The organism is Streptomyces chartreusis (assembly GCF_008704715.1).
GTDB classification, from domain to species: domain Bacteria; phylum Actinomycetota; class Actinomycetes; order Streptomycetales; family Streptomycetaceae; genus Streptomyces; species Streptomyces chartreusis.
Map to the genome: position 1 here is coordinate 3,351,902 of NZ_CP023689.1, position 20,260 is coordinate 3,372,161.

At 74.3% G+C, this 20,260-nt stretch carries 11 protein-coding genes; 9 read left to right on the forward strand and 2 right to left on the reverse strand.

Going from position 1 to position 20,260, the window contains the following annotated elements; all coding sequences use genetic code 11:
• Window positions 1-17: 17 nt before the first annotated feature.
• From CP983_RS14050 to CP983_RS14070, 5 genes are read left to right on the forward strand one after another with little or no spacing between them, the layout of a single operon-like run.
• Window positions 18-4,697 (forward strand): non-ribosomal peptide synthetase, encoded by a 4,680-nt coding sequence (locus CP983_RS14050; protein ID WP_150499780.1) that lies wholly within the window; start codon window positions 18-20, stop codon window positions 4,695-4,697.
• Complete coding sequence (locus tag CP983_RS14055) at window positions 4,697-8,563, forward strand: non-ribosomal peptide synthetase (RefSeq protein WP_150499781.1); 3,867 nt, start codon at window positions 4,697-4,699, stop codon at window positions 8,561-8,563. The genes CP983_RS14050 and CP983_RS14055 overlap by 1 nt, the downstream gene beginning before the upstream one ends.
• Complete coding sequence (locus tag CP983_RS14060) at window positions 8,560-11,853, forward strand: non-ribosomal peptide synthetase (RefSeq protein ID WP_150499782.1); 3,294 nt, start codon at window positions 8,560-8,562, stop codon at window positions 11,851-11,853. The genes CP983_RS14055 and CP983_RS14060 overlap by 4 nt, the downstream gene beginning before the upstream one ends.
• Entirely contained in the window at window positions 11,850-13,904 is a 2,055-nt protein-coding gene (locus CP983_RS14065) for a type I polyketide synthase (RefSeq protein ID WP_150499783.1), read from the forward strand. Before CP983_RS14060 ends, CP983_RS14065 begins: the two co-directional genes overlap by 4 nt.
• On the forward strand, window positions 13,901-14,653 hold the full coding sequence (locus CP983_RS14070; RefSeq protein WP_150499784.1) for a thioesterase II family protein: 753 nt from the start codon (window positions 13,901-13,903) through the stop codon (window positions 14,651-14,653). The genes CP983_RS14065 and CP983_RS14070 overlap by 4 nt, the downstream gene beginning before the upstream one ends.
• 15 nt (window positions 14,654-14,668) lie before the next feature.
• Here CP983_RS14070 and ku read toward each other — a convergent pair whose 3' ends face one another.
• A complete protein-coding gene (gene ku, locus CP983_RS14075) occupies window positions 14,669-15,688 on the reverse strand; it encodes a non-homologous end joining protein Ku (RefSeq protein WP_150499785.1) in 1,020 nt (339 codons plus the stop codon).
• 51 nt (window positions 15,689-15,739) lie between these two features.
• Between ku and ligD the strand changes: the two genes are divergently transcribed.
• Complete coding sequence (gene ligD / locus CP983_RS14080) at window positions 15,740-16,621, forward strand: non-homologous end-joining DNA ligase (RefSeq protein WP_150499786.1); 882 nt, start codon at window positions 15,740-15,742, stop codon at window positions 16,619-16,621.
• Between the two features lie 121 nt (window positions 16,622-16,742).
• On the opposite strand, the gene CP983_RS14085 is transcribed toward ligD, so the two are convergent.
• A complete protein-coding gene (locus tag CP983_RS14085; protein ID WP_107902849.1) occupies window positions 16,743-17,549 on the reverse strand; it encodes a nuclease-related domain-containing protein in 807 nt (268 codons plus the stop codon).
• A gap of 113 nt (window positions 17,550-17,662) precedes the next feature.
• On the opposite strand from CP983_RS14085, the gene CP983_RS14090 reads away from it, so the two are divergent.
• The 3 genes from CP983_RS14090 to CP983_RS14100 all read left to right on the forward strand — a co-directional run bounded on the left by CP983_RS14090 (window position 17,663) and on the right by CP983_RS14100 (window position 20,242).
• A complete protein-coding gene (locus CP983_RS14090) occupies window positions 17,663-18,169 on the forward strand; it encodes a protein-tyrosine phosphatase family protein (RefSeq protein WP_125530012.1) in 507 nt (168 codons plus the stop codon).
• 91 nt (window positions 18,170-18,260) lie between these two features.
• Window positions 18,261-19,010: a hypothetical protein gene (locus CP983_RS14095; protein ID WP_150499787.1), complete on the forward strand. Its 750-nt coding sequence runs from the start codon at window positions 18,261-18,263 to the stop codon at window positions 19,008-19,010.
• Window positions 19,007-20,242 (forward strand): sensor histidine kinase, encoded by a 1,236-nt coding sequence (locus CP983_RS14100; RefSeq protein WP_150499788.1) that lies wholly within the window; start codon window positions 19,007-19,009, stop codon window positions 20,240-20,242. Before CP983_RS14095 ends, CP983_RS14100 begins: the two co-directional genes overlap by 4 nt.
• Window positions 20,243-20,260: the final 18 nt, after the last annotated feature.

The following is a 20,260-nucleotide window of genomic DNA, read 5'->3' on the forward strand; positions in this document are numbered from 1 at the left end:
GTCCGGGAGGACGTGGCGTGACGGGGACTACGGGGGCGGCGGCCGGTGCGTCGATGGCCGAGCGGTTCGGGGCACTCAGCGGCGAGCAGCGGATCCGGCTGATGCGGCGGCTGGTGGAGTCCGGGCAGCTCGGGCTGATCCCGGCGGTCGTGCCGGCGCGCGACGGGGAAGGGCCGGTGCGGCTCAGCCCGGCGCAGGAGGACCTGTGGGTCTACGAGTCGCTGTATCCCGGCACTCCGGCGCTCAACCTGTGCTGCGCCTACCACTTCGACGACCCGACGGACCCGGACCTGCTGGAGACGGCGCTGACGCTGGTGCGCCGCAACCACGACGTCCTGCGATCCCGCATCGACGGTGAGCCGGGCGCGCTGGGCGTCACCTTCCCGCCCGAGGAGCGGTTCCGGCTGGAGCGGCAGGACCTGCGGGGCACCGGCGTCACCATCGCCGAGGCCTTCGAGACCTTCCGGCGCCGGCCCTTCGACCTGGCGGGCGAGCCGCTGATGCGGGCCCGCCTGGTCACGGTCGACGACCGGCGGGCGACGCTGATGGTGAGCCTGCATCACGTCATCGCCGACTGGTGGTCCTTCGACGTGCTCCAGGCCGAGTTCGCCGAGGCCCACCGCGCGCTGCGCTCCGACGGCGCGCCGATGCCGGCCCGGCCCCGCATCCAATACGCCGACTTCGCCTCCTGGCAGGGCGAGTTGGAGGCGTCCGGCGTCTTCGAGGCGCGGCTGGCGTTCTGGCGCCGCTACCTCGCCGAACCGCCGGGGCCGCTGACCGTGCCCGGTGCCGGTGCGGGGTCGTCCGAGGAGATCGCCCAGATCCCGTTCCAGGTCGACGCCCCGACCGCCCGGGCCGTACGGGCGCTGGCCCGCGAGCGCGGCGCGTCCGTGTACGTCGTCCTGATGGCGGCCTTCGCCGTCCTGGCGCACCGCCTCACCGGCGCCGACGACATGGTGCTCGGCACCCCGACCGCCAACCGGGCCGCGAAGGGCCTGGAGCGGGTCATCGGGTACGTCATGAACGCCATCCCGACCCGCTGGCGGATCCGGCCCGGGGACTCCTTCGCCGATGTGCTGGCGCGGTTCGCGGCCGACTTCCCCGAGCTGATGGCCAACGCGGACGTGCCGGTGGGCCGGATCGTCTCGGCGGTGGCGCCCGACCGCAGCGCCGGGCGCTCGCCGCTGTTCCAGTGGGTGTTCATGCACCTGACGCAGCAGCGGAGCGTGGCCGCGCTCAGGGAGTTCAGCGAGCCCGAACGGATCCACACCGGCGGTGAGCACGACCTCGTGGGCATCGTCCGGGACGCCGAGGACGGCACGATGGACGGCAGCTTCGAGATCCGTACGGCCCTGTTCGACGCGGACGCCGTAGGGCACTGGACGGACGCCTATCTGGAGCTGTTGCGCCGCTTCACCGCCGACCCCGGGGTGCCGCTCACCGAGGTCGGTCTGCTGTCCGAGGCGGGCCGGACGCGGCTGCTGGAGCTCGGCGTCGGCCCTGACGCACCCGAGTCGGTTTCGCTGCCCGACCTGGTGGCGCGGCAGGCCGCCCGTACGCCGGGCGCGCCCGCGCTGGAGGCCGGGGCGCTGGCGCTGACCTACGCCGAACTCGTGGACCGGGTCGACCGGTTGGCCGAGGCGTTCGCCGAGCACGGGGCGGGGGCCGGTGCGGTCGTGGCCCTCGCGCTGGGGCGCACCCCGGCGATGGTGCCTGCGCTGCTGGCGGTGCAGCGGGCCGGGGCCGCGTATCTGCCGGTGGATCCGGACTATCCGGGCGAGCGGATCCGGGGGGCGCTGGAAGACGCGAAGCCGGTGCTGGTGGTTGTGGGTGAGCGGGGGGTGCCGGTCGATACGGATGTGCCGACCTTGGTGTTGAGCGAATCGCTGGAATTGCCACGCGGTGAAGTCGAGCGGGTGCCGCGCCGTCGTGGCTTGTCGCGCAGTTCCCCGCGCCCCTTGAGGGGGTCGACGCCGGCGTATGTCATACACACCTCCGGGTCCACCGGGCGGCCCAAGGGCGTTCTCGTTCCGCACACCGGTATTGCCGCCCTCGCTCAAGGGCTCGTGGACGGTATGGCGCTGACCCCGGGGACCCGGGTCCTGCAACTCGGGTCGCCCGCGTTCGACATCTCCGTGGCCGAGATGTGCATGGCGTTCGGGTCCGGCGGGACGCTGGTCGTGGCGCCGGACGGGCCGCTCGTCGGGCAGGGGCTGGCGGAGGTGCTGACCGGGCTGCGGATCGGCGCCACGATGCTGCCGCCGTCGGTGCTGGCGACCCTCCCCGCCGGGGAGTACCCGGACCTGCGCTCGCTGGCCGTGGGCGCGGAGGCGTGCCCGCCGGAGCTGGTGGCCCGCTGGGCCGTCGGTGGACGGCGGTTCCACAACGCGTACGGTCCCACCGAGTTCACGGTCGCCGCGACGGTCTCCGGCCCACTCATCGGTGACGGCACGCCTCCGCCGATCGGCGCCCCGCTGCCGGGCACGCGCGCGTACGTTCTCGACGAGCGGCTGCGGCCGGTGCCGCCGGGGGTGTGCGGTGAGCTGTATCTGGCGGGGCCGGGTGTGGCGTACGGCTATCTGGGCCGGGCGGCGGCGAGTGCCGAGCGGTTCGTCGCCGACCCGTACGGGGCGCCCGGGACGCGCATGTACCGCACCGGGGACCTGGCCCGCCGCCGGGACGACGGGCAGCTGGAGTACCTGGGCCGCTCCGACGACCAGGTGAAGATCCGGGGGCAGCGGATCGAGCCGGGCGAGATCGCGGCCGTCCTCACCGGGCATCCGTCGGTCGAGCGGGCGGTGGCCGTGGTGCGGGAGGACCGGCCGGGCAGGCCGCGGCTGGTCGCGTACGTCGTCGGCGGTGACGGTCAGGGGCCGGTGCCGGACGCGCTGCTGGCGTACGCCGCCGGGCGGTTGCCCGCCGCGATGGTGCCGGCCGACGTGGTGGTGCTGGACGCGCTGCCGCTGGCCCCCAACGGCAAGCTGGACCGGGCGGCGCTGCCCGCCCCGGGGAGCCGGTCGGACGGCGCCGGGCGGGCGCCGGAGGGCGTGCGCGAGGTGGCCCTGTGCGCCCTGTTCGAGGAGGTGCTCGGCGTCGAACGGGTCGGCGCCGACGACGACTTCTTCCGGCTGGGCGGCGACAGCATCATGGCGATCCAGCTGGCCGGGCGGGCGGCCGGGGCGGGGCTCGGCATCACGCCGCGTGACGTGTTCACGGCCCGGACGCCGGCGTCGCTCGCGCTGACCGCGCGGGAGACCGAGGGCCTCGGCGAGGACGCCGGCACGGGGCGTTTCCCGCTGACGCCGGTCATGCGCTGGTGGCGCGAACAGGGCGGGGACGCCTCGGCGTTCACGCAGTCGATGCTGTTCCCGGTGCCGGCGGGCGCGGGCCCGGAGCAGGTCGAGGCGGCCGTGCGCGCGCTGGTCGAGCGGCACGGGGCGCTGCGGATGCGGCTGGTGGACGGGGAGCTGGAGATCGGCGAGGCCGTCCCCGAGGTGACCGTGGCGCGCGTCGAGGTGCCCGCCGGGGCCGATGTCCGGGAGCTGGCCGACGAACTGGCGGCCGCGGTGCGCCTCGACCCGGAGCGGGGCGAGATGGTGCGGGCGACCTGGCTCGACGGGGACGCGGAGCGGCCGGGTCCGCTGCTGCTGACGGTGCACCATCTCGCGGTCGACGGGGTGTCCTGGCGGCTGCTCGGCCCCGAACTGGCCGCCGCGCTGGCCGGGGAGCGGCTGCCGGAGCCGCCGGGCACGTCCTTCGCGCGCTGGGCCCGGCTGCTCGCCGAGGAGGCGGTGCGGCCCGGGACGGCCGATGTGGAGTCGGTCCGGTGGGAGGGGATGCTGGGCGGCCCGGACGCGCGGATCGCGGGCGGCCGGGGTGCCGGGGCGAGCCGTGCCGTGCTCACCGTCGAACTGACGCCGGAGGTCACCGGAGCGGCGCTGTCCGAGGTGACGGAGGTCTTCCACTGCGGCCCGGACGCGGTCCTGCTGACCGCGCTGGCCGCGGCGGCGGTACGGCACCGGGGCAACGGCACCGGGCTGCTGGTCGCTCTGGAGGGCCACGGCCGCGAGGGGCTCTCCCGGCCGGCCGACGTCTCCCGTACCGTCGGCTGGTTCACCACCCAGTACCCGGTCCGCCTGGACGCGGGCACCGCGCTCGGCGCGGACTTCTGGCAGCCCGCCCGGGACGCGGCCGGTGAGGCGCTCAAGCAGGTCAAGGAGCGGCTGCGGTCCGTGCCGTCGGGCGGCCTGAGCTGGGGGCTGCTGCGCCATCTCAACGCGGACACGGCGCCGAAGCTGGCCCTGCTGCCGGTCCCCGACCTGCGCTTCAACTACCTGGGCCGGTTCTCCGGCGGCGACACGGCCGACGGCGAGCTGCTCGGCATGGCCGCGGAGGCGCTGCCGCTCGGGCACGCCGTGGAGATCGACGCGGTCGTCCTGGAGCGGGCTGCCGGGCGGCCTTGCCTGAGCGCCGCGTTCTCGTACGCGCGCGGGGTGCTCGGCGAGGACGAGGTGCTCGCGCTCGCGCGGCTGTGGTGCGAGGCGATCGAGGTGCTGGTCGAGCACGCCCGCCGGGACGGCTCGGGCGGTCACACCAGCTCCGACTTCCCGCTGGTCGACCTGTCGTCGGACCAGCTCGCCCTGCTGGAGGGCGACCTGGACCTCGGTCCCGGCCTCGACGACGAGGGGGACGACTGATGGGCGGCCGTATCGCGGACGTGCTGCCGCTCTCCCCCGCCCAGGAGGGCCTGCTCTTCCACGCACTGCGCGATCCGGAGCGGCCGGACCCGTATCTGGTGCAGGCCCGGTTCCGGATCGCGCCCGGCATCACCGGCGAGGCCCTGCGGGCCGGGGTCGCGGGACTGCTGGAGCGGCACCCGAACCTGCGGGCCTGCTTCCGGCACGAGCACGTGGAGCGGCCGGTGCAGGTGATTCCACGGGCGGTGAGGTTGCCGTGGACGGAGATCGACCGCACCGGGCACACCCGCGACGAGGCGGCGGCGGAGCTGGCGCGGCTCATGGCCGAGGACCGCCGCGTGCGCTTCGACCTGGCCCGCCCCCCGCTGCTGCGGGCCACACTGGTCCGGCACGACGAGGGCGCCGAGCTGCTGCTGACCCTCCACCACATCCTGCTGGACGGCTGGTCGCTGCCGTTGCTCGCCCGGGATCTGGAAGCGCTGACGGCACAGGGCGGCGAACTTCCGCCCGCCGTGCCCTTCAAGCAGTACCTGGTCTGGCTGAAGGGCCAGGACCACGACCGTGCCGAGGCGGCCTGGCAGGCGGCGCTGGGAGGGCTTACCCGGCCCGTGCCGCCGGCGCAGGTCGGCCCCGACGCCCCGGAGGACACGGTCGACGTCGAGCTCACCCCCGAGCTGACGGCGGCGGTCACCCGACGCGCGGCCGACGCCGGTGTCACCGTCAACACCGTGGCGCAGACGGCGTGGGCGCTGGTGCTGGCCCGCACGACCGGCGCCGATGACCTGGTCTTCGGCGCGGTCGTCTCGGGCCGGCCGCACGATCTGCCGGGCGTCGAGCGGATGGTGGGGCTGTTCATCAACACCCTGCCGGTGCGGATCGCGCTGCGTGCGGGCGAGGGCGTCGACGAACTGCTGGCCCGGGTGCAGAGCGAGCAGCTGCGGCTGGCGCCGTATCACCACGTACGGCTGTCGCAGGTGCAGCGGGCGGCCGGGGCGGGCGAGCTCTTCGACACCGTCCTGGCCTTCGAGAACTTCCCGCGCGCCGAAGGCCCCGCCCCGGCGGTGGAGCTGATCGGGACACGGGACGCGACCCACTACCCGGTGACGATCGCCGTGGTCGCCGGCGAACGGATGCTGCTGCGGGTCAGCTGCCGCGGAGGCGTCCCGGCCGCCGCGGTCGGCGCCCGCCTGGTGCGTGCCTTCGAGGCGCTGACGTCCGCGCACGGCACACCCGCCGACCGGCTCGACGTCCTGCCGCGGGAGGAGCGGCGGCAGCTGCTCGCGCAGGCCGATGGCCCGACTCGTGCGCCGTCCGGTGCCTTGAGCATCCCCGGCCGCTTCGCCGAGCAGGTGGCCCGCACACCCGACGCGCCCGCCGTCGAGTCCGACGGCGAGGTGCTGACGTACGGCCGTCTCGACGCGGCGTCCGACGCCCTGGCCGGGCGGCTGCGGGAGGCGGGAGTGCGGCCCGGCGACACGGTCGCGCTGCCGCTGCCCCGGTCCGTGGCGACGGTCGTCGCGCAGCTGGCGGTGCTGAAGGCGGGCGGGTGCTGTCTGCCGCTGGATCCGGGGGCTCCGGCCGCACGGCTGGCGGCGCTGGTGGGGGCGGCCGGCGCGCAGGTGGCGGTGGCGGACACTGACGTACAACTCCCTTCGGGGATAAGGCTGTTGGAGACCTCTGGTCGGGAGTCGGCCGCTACCCCGCCCCTCTCCGTGCCCCCCGAGTCCGCCGCCTACGTGATGTACACGTCCGGGTCGACGGGTGAGCCCAAGGGGATCGTCACCCCGCATCGAGCCGTCGTGGAGCTGGCGTCCGACGGCCGTTTCTCGGGCGGCGCGCACGAGCGTGTGCTGCTGCACAGCCCGCACACCTTCGACGCCGCGACCTACGAGACCTGGGTGCCGCTGCTCAACGGCGGCACGGTCGTGCTCGCGCCTCCCGGACCCGTCACTCCCGATCTGCTGAAGAGGCTGCTGCCCGAGGGGCGGGTCACCGGGCTGTGGCTGACCGCCGAACTGCTGCGGACCGTCGCGGAGATCGCGCCCGAGGTGCTCGGCGGTGTGCGCGAGGTGTGGGCGGGCGGGGACGTGCTCGATGCCGAGGCGGTCCGGCGGGTGCGCGAGCGGTGCCCCGGCACGCGGGTGGTCAACGGCTACGGGCCCACCGAGACGACCGTGTTCGCCACGGCCCACCCGGTGACGGGGGCGATCGGCGCCTGTGTGCCCATCGGACGGCCGCTCGACAACTCCCGCACCCACGTCCTCGACCGGCTGCTGCGCCCGGTGCCGGCCGGTGCGGTGGGCGAGTTGTACATCGCGGGCAGCGGGCTCGCCCACGGCTATCTGAACCGTCCGGGGCAGACCGCCGAGCGTTTCGTCGCCGACCCGTACGGGCCGCCCGGCACCCGCATGTACCGCACGGGCGACCTGGTGCGCCGCTTCCCCGGCGGTGAGCTGGAGTTCGTGGGCCGGAGCGACGACCAGGTCAAGGTGCGCGGCTTCCGGATCGAGCCGGGCGAGGTGGAGGCCGCGCTGGCCGCCTGCCCCGGTGTGGAGCGGGCCGTGGTCGCCGCACGCCCGGGACCCGGCGGCGGCAAGCGGCTCGTCGCCCATGTCGTGGGCGGTGACCTGGACCTCGTACGCGAGCACGCGGCGCGCACGCTGCCCGCGCATCTGATGCCGTCGGCGTGGGCGCGGCTGGACTCCGTCCCGCTGACCGGGCACGGCAAGGTCGACCGGGCCGCGCTGCCCGAACCCGAGCCGGAGCGTGCGCGGTCGGGGCACGGGCGGATCGCGCGGCCGGGGCATGAGCAGCGGCTGTGCGCGCTGTTCGCGCAGGCTCTCGGGGTCGACGCGATCGGTCCCGACGGCGACTTCTTCGCGCATGGCGGCCACTCGCTGCTCGCCCTGCGGCTGACCGCGAGCATCCACGCGGAGCTGGGGACCCGGGTGTCACCCGCCACGCTGTTCGAGGCGCCGACGCCGGCCGCGCTCGCCGCCCGCCTGACCGCGGATCGCACTGAGGAGGACGCGTACGCCCCGCTGCTGACGCTGCGCCGCGAGGGCGATCTGCCCCCGCTGTTCTGTCTGCACCCGGGGCTCGGCCTCGGCTGGGCCTACGCGGCGCTGCTGCCGCACCTCGCCCCCGGGCGGCCGGTGTACGCGCTCCAGACTCCGGTGCTGCACGGCGGACAACTGCCGGCGACGCTCGGCGAGTTGGCCGAGAGCTGTCTGCCGGTCGTGCGGGCGGTGCGCCCGCACGGGCCGTATCTGCTGCTCGGGCGGTCCTTCGGCGGGCCGTTGGCGCACGAGCTGGCGGTGCGGCTGCGCGCGGCGGGCGAGGAGGTCGCGCTCGTCGCCGTCGTGGACGCGATGCCGAAGCCGCCCGAGGTGGCGCGGGTGCCGCTGGAGGCGGTGGTCGTGGAGCAGGCGGCGCTGGGCAACCTGCTGCGCAACGCGCTGCCCGGCGTCCCGGCCGGACCGGGTCCGCTGGACCGGGCCGAGGTGGTGGCCCGCGTCCAGGCGCACAGCGCGCTCCTCGCCGGCCTCGACCGGCCGCGGATCGGCGCGCTGGTCGGCGCCATGGAGCGGTACATCGAGATGGCGCGCGCCTGGCGGCCGTCGCCGTACGACGGCCGGGTCACCCTCTTCTCCGCCACCCGCGCCGCCGAGGCGACGACCGGGGAGAAGAGCGCGGCGTGGCGGGCGTGCGCGGCCGCGGTGGACGTGCACGAACTCGACTGCGAGCACAGCGATGTGCTCACACCGGGACCGGTCGGCGAGATCGCCGCGGTCGTGGAGAACGTACTGGCAGACCTGGCAGAACCGGCCGGGGACCGCACGGGGGGACGGAGCACAGGCAGATGACCGCTGACGACATCGGCACGGTCGGGGAGTACGACGAGGCCCTCGGGGAGCCCGAGGAGTACGAGTTCCCGACCTCGGACGCGCAGGCCCGGCTGCTCGTCCTGGACCACATGGACCCGGGGGCCGCGACCTATCACGTGCCGGCGGCCTTCGTCGTGCGCGGGCCGTTCGACGCGGCGGCCTTCGGGCGGGCGCTCGACACGCTCGTCGCCCGGCACGAGTCGCTGCGCACGGTCTTCCGCACCGGCCCCGACGGAGTGCCGCTGCAGCTCGTGTCCGCGGCCGGCCGGGTCGAGCCGCGCGCGGAGCACGACGTGCCGGTGGCTGAGGCGGAGGCGCGGATGCGCGCGGAGGCGGCCCGCCCCTTCGACGTGACGGCCGGACCGCTGCTGCGCTGCACGCTGTACGCCATGGCCGACGGCAGCCACCGTGTGCTGCTGGTCGCCCACCACCTGGTCTGCGACGGCTGGTCGCTGGGCGTGCTGCTGCGCGAGCTGTCGGCCGGGTACGAGAACGAGACCAAGGGCCTGCCCCACAGCCCGCCCGAACTCCCCCTGCAGTTCCCGGACTTCGCGGCCTGGCAGCGGGAGCGGCAGGCGGCGGGCGAGTACGGCGGCTCGGTCGCGCACTGGGCCGAGCGGCTGCGGGGTGCCCCGGAGACGGTCGCGCTGCCGCTGGACCGGCCGCGCGGGGCGGTACGCACGGCTGCCGGGGGCACCGAACGGTTCACGGTGCCGGCCCGCGTACGGGAGCGGATCGCCCGGACGGCACGGACGCGCGGTGGCACCCCGTTCATGGCGGTGTTCGCCGCGTACGCCGCGTTCGTGAGCCGGCTCTCCGGCTCCGAGGACCTGGTGATCGGCTTCCCCGTCTCCGGCCGGGACCGTCCCGAGCTCCAGGACATGGTCGGCATGCTGACCAACACCCTGGCGCTGCGCGTCGACCTGTCGGGCGACCCGTCGTACCACGACCTGATCGACCGTCTGCGCACCACGCTGCTGGACTCCCAGCCCTACCAGGACGCCCCGTTCGAGGCGGTCGTCGACGAGGTCGCCCCCGCCCGCGAGATCAGCCACGACCCGGTCGTGCAGGTGGTCTTCGGCTACGACGACGACACCGAGCTGACCCTGCGGCTGGCCGGCGCCGAGGTCGACCGGGTCCATGTCGGCCTGGACACCGCGAAGTTCGACTTCCACCTCCAGGTGGAACGCTGGGGCGAGGACCTCGCCGCGTACCTGATCTTCCGCACCGCCTTGTTCGACACGGAGACGGTACGACGCTGGGTGCGCTGCTTCGAAACTCTGCTGGAGGGGCTCCTGGCCCACCCGGACGCCCCGCTGTCGACGATCGACATACTTCCGGCGCCCGAAAAGGAGCGCTTGCTGACAGCGCCCCAAAGGGGCGCGGGGAACTGCGCGACAAGCCACGACGAACCCGCAGCCGCCAGTCAATCAATCGCGGCACTCCCCAAGGCGCACCGGGTCCCAACCCTCGTCGCACATCAGGCCACCACCCGGCCGGAGGCCACCGCACTCGTCTGCGGCGACCTGCACCTGACCTACGCCGAACTCCTCGCACGGGCCGACCGCCTCGCCGCCAGCCTCCAGACACAAGGCGTACGCCGAGGGGACCGCGTCGGCCTCCTCCTCCCGCGCGGCGCCGACATGGGCATCGCCGCCCTCGCGGTCCTGCGCGCCGGCGGCGCCTACGTACCGCTGGATCCGGCACACCCCCCGGCCCGCCTGGCCTACATGATCACCAACTCGGGCACCTCACTGCTGCTGACGGCGGCGGAGACGACGGGCGTGGCGGGAATCGACGTACCGGAACTGCGGGTGGACCAGGATCCGGAGCCGGCGCCACCCGCGCTCACCCCCGTGGAATGCGCCCCCGACGACCTCGCCTACGTCCTCTACACCTCCGGCTCCACCGGCGTCCCCAAGGGCGTGGCCGTGGAGCACCGCGCGCTGTTCAACCTCGCGGTGAACGTCCGCCCCGTGTTCCCGGTGAACGAGGCGGACCGGGTCCTGCAGTTCGTGTCGTTCGGCTTCGACGTGGCCGTGTCCGACCTGTTCTTCCCCTGGGTCGCGGGCGCCGAGCTGCACATCGCGCACGAGGACGAGCGGCTCGGCGAGGCGCTTCAGGCCCGGCTGCGGGACTCCCGCATCACGTACGTCTTCCTGCCGCCGTCCGCCGCGATGACGCTGCCCCGTGCCCCGGGCGCGCTGCCCGACCTGCGCACGCTCGCGGTCGGCGGCGAGGCGTGCCCGGCCGAGCTGGTCGAGCGGCTCGGCGAGGAGGGCCGCCGGATCGTCAACGCGTACGGCCCCAGCGAGGCGACGGTGTACTCGACCACGGCCGATCTGCGGCCGGGCGAGCCGGTGGTGATCGGCCACGCGGTGCCGGGCTCCCGCGCCTACGTCCTGGACGGCCGGCTGCGCCCGGCCCCGGTCGGCGTGACCGGTGAGCTGTACGTCGCCGGCGCCACCCTGGCCCGTGGCTACTTCGGCCGGCCGGGCATGACGGCCGAGCGCTTCGTCGCCGATCCGTACGGTCCGCCCGGCGCCCGTATGTACCGCACCGGCGATCTGTGCCGGATCGACGCGCGGGGCGTCCTGCACTACCTGGGCCGGAGCGACTCGCAGGTGAAGCTGCGCGGCTACCGGATCGAACTCGGCGAGATCGAGGCCGTCCTGGCGGGCCATCCCGGGGTCACGGTGGCCGCGGCGGCGGTGCGCGGCGAGGGCGCCGAACAGCGGCTGGTCGCGTACGTGGTCGGGCAGGACCCGGCCCCCTCGGACGAGGCCCTGCGGTCCCTGCTCGCCGGCCGGCTGCCCGGCTACATGGTCCCGGAGGTCTTCGTGCGGCTGCCGGAGCTGCCGCTGAACCGCTCCGGCAAGATCGACCGGTCCCGGCTGCCCGAACCTCCCTCCTCGCGCCCCGAGCTGAGCGGGTCGTACACCGCGCCGGACAGCGCGGCCGAGCGGCGCGTGGCCCGGGTGTGGCAACAGGTGCTGACCCTGGACCGGGTCGGCATCCACGACAACTTCTTCGACCTGGGCGGCAATTCGGTACGGCTGCTGGCCGTGCTCGCGGCGCTCCAGGAACACCCGGAGTACCGGGACCTCACCCTGATCGACCTGTTCCGGCACCCGACGGTCGCCGCCGTGGCGGCCCATCTCGACCGGGCGGCCGAGCAGGCGGCGCCCCACGAGGAGGCGGCCCGGCGCGGCAGCGACCGCCGGGCCGCCCTGCACAAGCTCCGTTCCAGGAAGGGCACGACGCGATGACGACCGAGGAAGCCGCACAGCACGACCTTGAGCCGGCGGTGGCCGTCGTGGGGATGAGCGGACGCTTCCCCGGCGCCCCCGACCTCGACGCCTACTGGGCCAACCTCCGCGACGGCGTCTGCTCGCTGTCCGCGTTCACCGAGAAGGAACTGCTCGCCGACGGGGCGGACCCGGCCGAGCTGCGCAACCCCGCGTACGTCCCGGCGCAGGGGCATCTCGCGGACGCGGACCGCTTCGAGGCCGAGCTGTTCGGCTTCAACCGCACCGAGGCGGCGGCCCTGGACCCGCAGCACCGGGTGCTCCTGGAGACCGCCTGGTCGGCGCTGGAGGACGCCGGGTACGCCCCGCTGAACGCCCCGTCCCGGACCGGCGTCTACGTGGGCGGCAGCCCGACGGAGCACGCGCTGGCCGCCGGCACGGACCCGGCGCTCGCCGCGTCGATCGGCGCGCTCCAGGTCCGTATCCTCACCGACCGCGAGTTCCTGGCGCCCTGGATCTCCTATCGGCTTGGGCTGGACGGGCCGAGCATGACGGTCCAGACGGCCTGCTCGACCTCGCTGACGGCGGTCCATCTCGCCGTGCAGGCCCTGCTGCTCGGCGAGTGCGACACCGCGCTCGCGGGCGGCGTCGCCATCGGCACCGTGCGCAGACAGGGCTACGTCCACTACCAGGGCGGCATCTTCTCCCCCGACGGCCGCTGCCGCCCCTTCGACGAGAAGGCGGCCGGCACGGTGCCGGGCAGCGGGGTGGGCGTGCTGGTGCTGCGGCGGCTGGAGGACGCGCTGGCCGACGGCGACCCGGTGCGCGCGGTGATCCGGGGCACGGCCGTCACCAACGACGGGGCCGGCAAGGTCGGCTTCACCGCTCCGGGCGTGGACCAGCAGACGGCCGCGATCACGGAGGCGTGGGCGGCGGCGGGCCTGGAGCCGTCGGCGGCGCAGTACGTGGAGGCGCACGGGACCGGGACCGAGCTGGGCGACCGGATCGAACTGGAGGCGGCGAGCGCGGCGTTCGCGGCCGGTGACCGAAGTGCTCCGGCCGGCGGTGCCGGCATCGGGCTCGGCTCGGTGAAGTCGAACATCGGGCACGCGGACGCGGCGGCCGGTGCGGCGGCGCTGATCAAGACGGTCCTGATGCTGGAGCACGCGACGCTGGCCCCGACGGTGGACGTCACGAGCCCGGTCGCCGCCCTCGCGGACTCGCCGCTGCGGCTGGTGACCGAGACCCGTCAGTGGCAGCGCAGGCCGGACCTGCCCCGGCTGGCCGGTGTGACGTCGGTCGGTATCGGCGGCACGAACGTGCACGTGGTGGTGCAGGAGGCGCCGGCGCGCGGGCCGCGCGCGGAGGCCGGCGCCCGCCCGACGGTCCTGCCGCTTTCGGCCCGCACCGAGCACCAACTCGGCCTCGTCGCGTCCCGGTTGGCGGCGCGGCTGCGCGAGGTGGACGCCCCCGCCCTGGCCGACGTCGCGCACACCCTGCGCACCGGCCGGGTCGGGATGCCCGTGCGCGCCTACGTGGTCGCCGCCGGCACGCGGGAGGCGTCGGACAAGCTCATGGCACTGGCCGAGGGCCACCCGGATTCGGTGCGGGACCCGGCGGGCGAGGCGTGGCTGCGGGGCGAGGAGATGACCTGGCCGGCGCTCGACGGCGAGGTGCGCCGGGTACGGCTCCCGGCGTATCCGTTCGCGGGCGAGAGCCACGGCGCGCTGACGCTGCGCGGCCCGGCCGCGCACCCGCCGGCCGAGGCCGCCGCGCCCGCGCCGGGCAGCGAACTGGAGGCCGAGGTCGCCGAGTTGGTGGTCGAGGCGCTGGACCTCGACGGCCCCGCCGGTCTGGAGAAGACATACTTCGAGGCGGGCGGCGACTCGCTGACGGCCGTGCATCTGGCCGGACGGCTCCGCGACGAGCTGGACATCGACGTACCGATCCAGCTGTTCCTCGAACCGATCACGCTGAAGGAGATGACGATCCGCATCGTGGAGATCAAGGAGGGCGGCGGGGCGGACGGCGCCCTGGACGCCCTGCTCGCCGAGTTCGAGGCGGAGTCATGACCGCCCCCGACATCCACACCCGCTGGCTGCGGGGCGTGAGCGCGCCCGCCGCGAAGGTCCGGCTGGTGTGCTTCCCGCACGCGGGCGGCGCGGCGGGCACCTTCCACGGCTGGGCCGCGCTGACACCGCCTGAGATCGAGGTGCTGTCGGTGCAGTACCCCGGCCGCCAGGACCGGCTGTCCGAGCCGTGTCCGGCGACGATGGACGAGCTGGCGGACGCGATCACGTCGGCCCTGCTGGCGGAGCTGACGGACGATCTGCCGCTGGCCCTGTTCGGCCACAGCATGGGCTCGTCGGTGGCGTACGAGGTGGCCCGCCGGCTGGAGGGGATCCCCGGCCGCAGCCTCACCCGGCTGATCGTGTCGGGCCGGACCAGGCCGCGTCTCGCGCAGGAGCTGGCGCCGCGGCCGGTGCCGACGGACACCGACATCCTGAACCACGTCCGCAGGCTGGACCCCGAGGGTGCCGCGCTCTACGAGAACCCCATGCTGCGGGGCGTGATCATGCCCGCGCTGCGCGGGGACTTCGGGCTGCTCGCGGCGTACCGCCCGGCGCACCTGCACCGCCTGGGCGTTCCCGTCACGGCCTGCGGGGGCGACAGCGATCCCGCGTGCCCGGTGGAGGACCTCTCGGCCTGGTCGGACGTCACGACCGAGGACCTGGACGTCCGCGTCTTCGAGGGGAACCACTTCTATCTCACGCCGAGGCAGGAGGAGTTGGTCGGGTTCCTCACCGAACGGCTGCTGTGAGGCCGGCCGTAGTCGTCACGCGGTGCGCTTGCGTGACGTCGTCTTCTTCGCCGCCGACTTCTTCGTGGTGCTCTTCGCAGCCGTCTTCTTGCCGCCCTGGGCCGACTTCGACGTCGACTTCTTGGCCGAGGCGGTCGTCTTCTTCGCGGCGGTCTTCTTGGAGGCGGACGTCGACTTCTTGCCTGCGGTCTGCTTCGGGGCCGCGCGGGCGGACTTGCGCTGCGGCAGGCGTCTGACCTCGGCCTCCTCGGGTTCCTCGCCGCGCGACTCCTTGGCGGCGCGGACGCTGCTCTCCAGGGCCGCCATCAGGTCGAGGACCTTGCCGCCGGTGGCGGGCTCGGGGGCGGCGGGCAGGGCCTCGCCGGCCGCCTTCGCGGCGATGACCTCCTCGACGGCCTCGCGGTACTCGTCGTGCAGATCGTCGAGGTCGACCTCGCCGAGGGTGTCCATCAGGGCGTCCGCGAGGTCGAGCTCCTTGTCCCGGACCGTGACACCGGCGTCCGGGGCGACCCCCTCGGGCGCGCGGACCTCGTCGGGCCAGAGCAGACCGTGCATGGCGATGGCGTCACCGACGACCCGGAGCATGCCCAGCCGCTCCCGGCCGCGCAGCGCGAACTTGGCGATGGCGACCTTGTTGCTGCGCTTGAGCGCCTCGCGCAGCAGCGTGTACGGCTTGGCGGCCGGGGCGCCGCTCGCGGCGAGGTAGTAGGCGGCGTCCATCTGGAGCGGGTCGATGCGGTCGCCCGGGACGAAGGCCACGATCTCGATCGTCTTCGCGGTCGGGATGGGCAGCTGGGCCAGGTCCTCGTCGGTGATGGGGATGATCGAGCCGTCCGCGTCCTCGTACCCCTTGCCGATCTCGGCCTGGCCGACCTCGCGGTCCTCCAGTTCGCAGAACTTGCGATAGCGGATCCGGCCGCCGTCCTCGGTGTGGATCTGACGGAAGGAGATCGAGTGGCTCTCCGTCGCGTTCACCACCTTGATCGGGATGCTGACCAGGCCGAAGGAGATGGCGCCGTTCCATATGGATCGCACGTTCGGAACCTTTCGAGGCGGTTCAGGCCGGTTTCATGTGATTCTCATCGTATGACGCCGATCACAGAGGTGGAGGGGCGGCGCCTGGCGCTCAGCAACCTGGAGAAGGTGCTGTATCCGGCGACCGGGTTCACCAAGGGCGAGGTGCTGCACTACTACGCGACCACCGCCGACGTACTGCTGCCGCATCTGCGGGACCGGCCGGTGTCCTTCCTGCGCTATCCGGACGGTCCGGACGGCCAGGTGTTCTTCACCAAGAACGTCCCGCCCGGCACCCCCGAGTGGGTCACCACCGCCGAGGTCCCCCGGGTCGAGGGGCCGGCGCGCATGGTGTTCGTGCAGGACCTCGCGAGCCTGATGTGGGCCGCCAATCTCGTCACCGAGTTCCATACGCCCCAGTGGGTGATCGACGCGCCCGGCGAGGCCGACCGCCTGGTGTTCGACCTGGACCCGGGCTCACCGGCCACCGTCGTGGAGTGCTGCGAGGTCGCCCTGTGGCTGCGGGAGCGGCTGGCCGCCGACGGCATCGAGGCGTACGCCAAGACATCGGGTTCCAAGGGCCTCCATCTGGCCGCGACCATCCGGCCGGTCTCCTCCGAACGGGCCACCGAGTACGCCAAGGACCTCGCCGTGGAGGCCGAGAAGGCGCTGCCGCGGCTCGCGATCCACCGGATGACGAAGAGCCTGCGGCCCGGCAAGGTCTTCGTCGACTGGAGCCAGAACGCGGCCCGCAAGACGACGGCGACCCCCTACACCCTGCGCGCCCGCCGCGAGCCGACGGTGTCGACGCCGGTCACCTGGGAGGAGGTGGTGGACTGCCGCTCCCCCGACGCCCTGACCTTCTCCGCACCCGACCTGGCACCGCGCCTCCAGGACTACGGCGACCTGCTGGCGCCGCTGCTGGACGCGGACCGGGCGGGCACGCTGCCTTGAGGGACGGGCACCGGCCCAACTCAGCCCGTCCGGCGTTCGAGGACGAGGCCCGTTCAGGGCCGAAGCGGGGTCCGGGGGCGGCAGCCCCCGCGGACGGTCACCCGGAACCGACCCGCACCGTTCAGCCGGCGGCCAGCCAGACCCGCCGGTCCCGGGCCATGGCGTGCAGCGCCTCCACGTCCGCCGGCTTCAGCACCCCGCCGGAACGCCTCAGCCCGTCCACCTCGGTGTCCCTGAGAACCCGGACCTCCCGCACCGACGCCGTGATCGCCACGGCGGCCGGGGCGACCAGGACCAGCACGGGACGGACCTCCGCGGTCAGGGCGTAGGACGCCCGGTCGGCGTCGGAGCGCACACGGCGCAGCAGCGGATACGTCTCACGGCGGCCGAGGGCGACCACGGGGTCCGCGACGGTGACCTTCGCCTTGCGGGCGTACAGCGTGTGCAGCGCGAACAGCCCGCCGGGCCCGATCAGCAGGTGATGGATGCGGTCGCCGCCGGGCAGCGGCACGGAGTGCAGCGCGTGCCAGCCCGCGCCGTCCAGCCGGTCCAGCGCCTCCCCGACCGTCTGCTCGGCCGTCAGCGCCCGGCGCCGCGGGTCGGGCCGCAGCCGGCGGGAGGGCCCCGGGTCCCGGTCCAGGGCGATCAGCAGGGCCTCGCCGGGACGGTTGGGCGCCAGGTCGTCGTCCGGGTGCAGGGTCAGCCCGGCCAGCTCGGCGGGGGTGGGCACCGGGGGCGGGCCCACCGTCACCGAGCCGGTGATGAAGGGGCCGAGGGCCTCCAGCACATCCTCCCTGCTCGCGTCGCTGAGCAGGTTGATCCGGCCCGCCTCACGGTCGTACCAGGCGAGGTTGCGCCCGTCGGTGAGACAGACGTAGAGCCGTTCCTGCCCGTGCCGCCAGGTCGGTATGACGCGCAGTCCGTTCATGCACCATCACCCCACGACCATGGGAACAGGCGGGGTGCTGCGGGGGCAAGAACCCGGTTACCTTTGAGAGGAGTTGGGCACACCCCTCGCGAGGTGTGGTTGGGGAGGCGCCGTTGCGTACCCGCAGGAAGCAACCCGACGTACCCGCTCCGGACAGCCCCTGGAGCGAGATCGTGCCCGGCCTGTGGATGGGCGGGCACGAGTTCCGGGGCCGCTCGGGGCAACTGGAGTTCGCCGTCGTCAGGGACGAGTTCGATCTCGTGCAGACACTGCTCAGGCTGCCCGGGCACGGTCCCGATCCCGGCGTGGAGCACCATGTGTGGCCGATCCCGGACGGTCCGCTGGACGGCACCCAGCTCGCCGGGGTGATCCGGCTCGCGGAGGCGGCGTGCGAGGCCGTCGACGCCGGCCGCAGGGTCCTGGTCCGCTGCTACCACGGCTACAACCGCTCGGGGCTCGTCGTCGCCCACGCCCTGGTCCGCCGGAACCACTCCGCCGAGCAGGCGATCCGGCTGATACGCTCCCGCCGCTCTCCGTGGGCCCTGCACAACGAGCTGTTCGTCGACTACCTCCGGGCCGGACTGTCGACCGCCCGGCTCCTGGAAGAGCTCGCCGAGTAGCCCGTCGCCCGTACGCCCACCGGGTGCGCAAAAAGGACTTCCGTACGAATAGGGTGTACGGGCCGACGACACCCCGAGCCCCAGGAGAACCGTGCCCCGCAGCCGCCACACGCGCATCGTCGCGCTCAGTGCCCTGGTCGCACTGCTGCTGGCGGCGGCGACGGCCTGCGGTGACGCCGGGGAGCTCCAGGGCGCCGGCCCGACCGAGACCGCCGTCAGCCCGGACAAGCTCTGGCCGAGACTGACGCCGGCGTCCCGCCCCGCCTATGAGATCGGTGAGGTGAACCGGGAGGCCGTGAAGGGCGTCATGCTCCCCGGCGACGACATCCGTGATGTGAACCCGGTGGCGGTCGTGCGCAAGGAGATGGACAAGAGCCCCGGGGACTACGAGGGGCAGAACGCGCAGTACCGCGAGACCGGCCGGCTGATGGCGCAGTGCGGGGGCGGCGCCGGCCACGGGAAGTGCCCGGTGCTGCGGCCCTACTACCGGGACCTCACCGGCGACGGACGCCCCGAGCTCACCCTCGGCTTCCGGCTGCTGCCCGGCAAGACCACCGCGGTGCGCGTCTACACCGTCGAGAAGCACCGGCTCATGCAGGTGATGAGCTGGGACGACGCCATCAGCAGCGTCGAGCTGGCCGGCCGCTCGGTGATCATCCGTTCGCCGTCCGAGGTCGCCGGGTACGAGTACCGGCTCCAGTGGACCTGGGACGCGGACGAGAAGGCGATGCTGCTGACGCACGACGAGATGCTGCGCACCGGGCACCGCAAGAAGTCGCCCCATCCGTCCCCTTCGCCGTCGGGCTCCCCCTCCCTCACCCCCTCGGCGAGCACGCCATGAGGCTCGCGCTGCCCCAGTGGGCGGGCACGCTGGCCGTGAAGGCCGCCGTCTTCATCACGGTGATGTGCTGTGCGCTGGCCGCGCTGCTCGGCATCCTCGTGCACGTCTCGGTGACCAACCAGACCGTCGGCCAGGCCCGCGAACTCGCGCTGTCCCGGCTGGAGGACGCGACGGCGGCGTTCGAGGCCGGGGATCCAACCGGGCCCGGCGTCGAACTCGACCCGCCGGACCTGCCCGAGTCGTTGCGGAAGCTGGCGGTGTCCGGGGAGCGCGGCACGATGGTCGCCGATCACCGCGGCCGGCCCACGATGTGGGCGGCGGGCCCGGCCGACGGCGAGCGGGCGCTGGCGGTCGAGGTGGACTACTCGCAGCAGGCCCGCACCATCGACGGCCTCGACCGGGCGATCGTGTGGTCGTCGGCGCTGGCGATCGGGGTGACGGCGCTGGTGGGCGCGTTCGCGGTGACACGGGTGACCCGGCGGCTGCACGCCACCGCCCGGGTGGCCCGGCGGATCAGCGCGGGCGATCTCGACGCCCGGGTGGACGACCCCCGTACGCGCGACTCGACCCGGCCGCCGGACGAGGTGGCCGCGGTCGCCGCGGCGCTGGACTCCATGGCGTCCTCGTTGCAGAGCAAGCTGCTCGCCGAGCAGCGGTTCACGGCGGACGTGGCGCACGAGCTGCGCACCCCGCTGACCGGGCTGCACGCGGCGGCCGAGCTGCTGCCGGCGGGGCGGCCGACGGAGCTGGTGCAGGACCGGGTGTCGGCGTTGCGCACGCTGACCGAGGACCTGCTGGAGATCTCGCGGCTGGACAGCGGGCGCGAGCGCTCCGAGCCGGACAGCGAGCCGCTCGCGGCGCTGGCCGAGCGGGTGGTGCGGGCGTCCGGCACCGAGACCGAGGTCGTCGTCCTGCGGGACGTCGTCGTGGAGACGGACCGGCGCCGGCTGGAGCGGGTGCTCGGCAATCTGGTCGCCAACGCGCACAAGCACGGACGCGGGCCGGTGTCGCTGACGGTGGAAGGTCCGATGGTCACCGTCAGGGATCACGGGGGCGGCTATCCGGAGTACCTCCTCGCGCACGGGCCGCAGCGGTTCCGTACCGAGGGCGGGGCGAAGGGGCACGGCCTGGGGCTGACCATCGCGTTGGGGCAGGCAGAGGTGCTCGGGGCGCGGCTGTCGTTCGGCAACGCGGCGGACGGCGGCGCGGTCGCGACGCTCGTCCTGCGATAGGCACCGCCCTTCCCGCGG

What these genes read in the sequence shown, in the direction of transcription:
- CP983_RS14070 (WP_150499784.1), top strand. Translation starts at nt 13,901, where the DNA reads ATGACCGCCCCCGACATCCACACCCGCTGGCTGCGGGGCGTGAGCGCG.
- ligD (WP_150499786.1), top strand. Translation starts at nt 15,740, where the DNA reads ATGACGCCGATCACAGAGGTGGAGGGGCGGCGCCTGGCGCTCAGCAAC.
- CP983_RS14055 (WP_150499781.1), top strand. Translation starts at nt 4,697, where the DNA reads ATGGGCGGCCGTATCGCGGACGTGCTGCCGCTCTCCCCCGCCCAGGAG.
- CP983_RS14060 (WP_150499782.1), top strand. Translation starts at nt 8,560, where the DNA reads ATGACCGCTGACGACATCGGCACGGTCGGGGAGTACGACGAGGCCCTC.
- CP983_RS14085 (WP_107902849.1), bottom strand. Translation starts at nt 17,549, where the DNA reads ATGAACGGACTGCGCGTCATACCGACCTGGCGGCACGGGCAGGAACGG.
- CP983_RS14065 (WP_150499783.1), top strand. Translation starts at nt 11,850, where the DNA reads ATGACGACCGAGGAAGCCGCACAGCACGACCTTGAGCCGGCGGTGGCC.
- CP983_RS14100 (WP_150499788.1), top strand. Translation starts at nt 19,007, where the DNA reads ATGAGGCTCGCGCTGCCCCAGTGGGCGGGCACGCTGGCCGTGAAGGCC.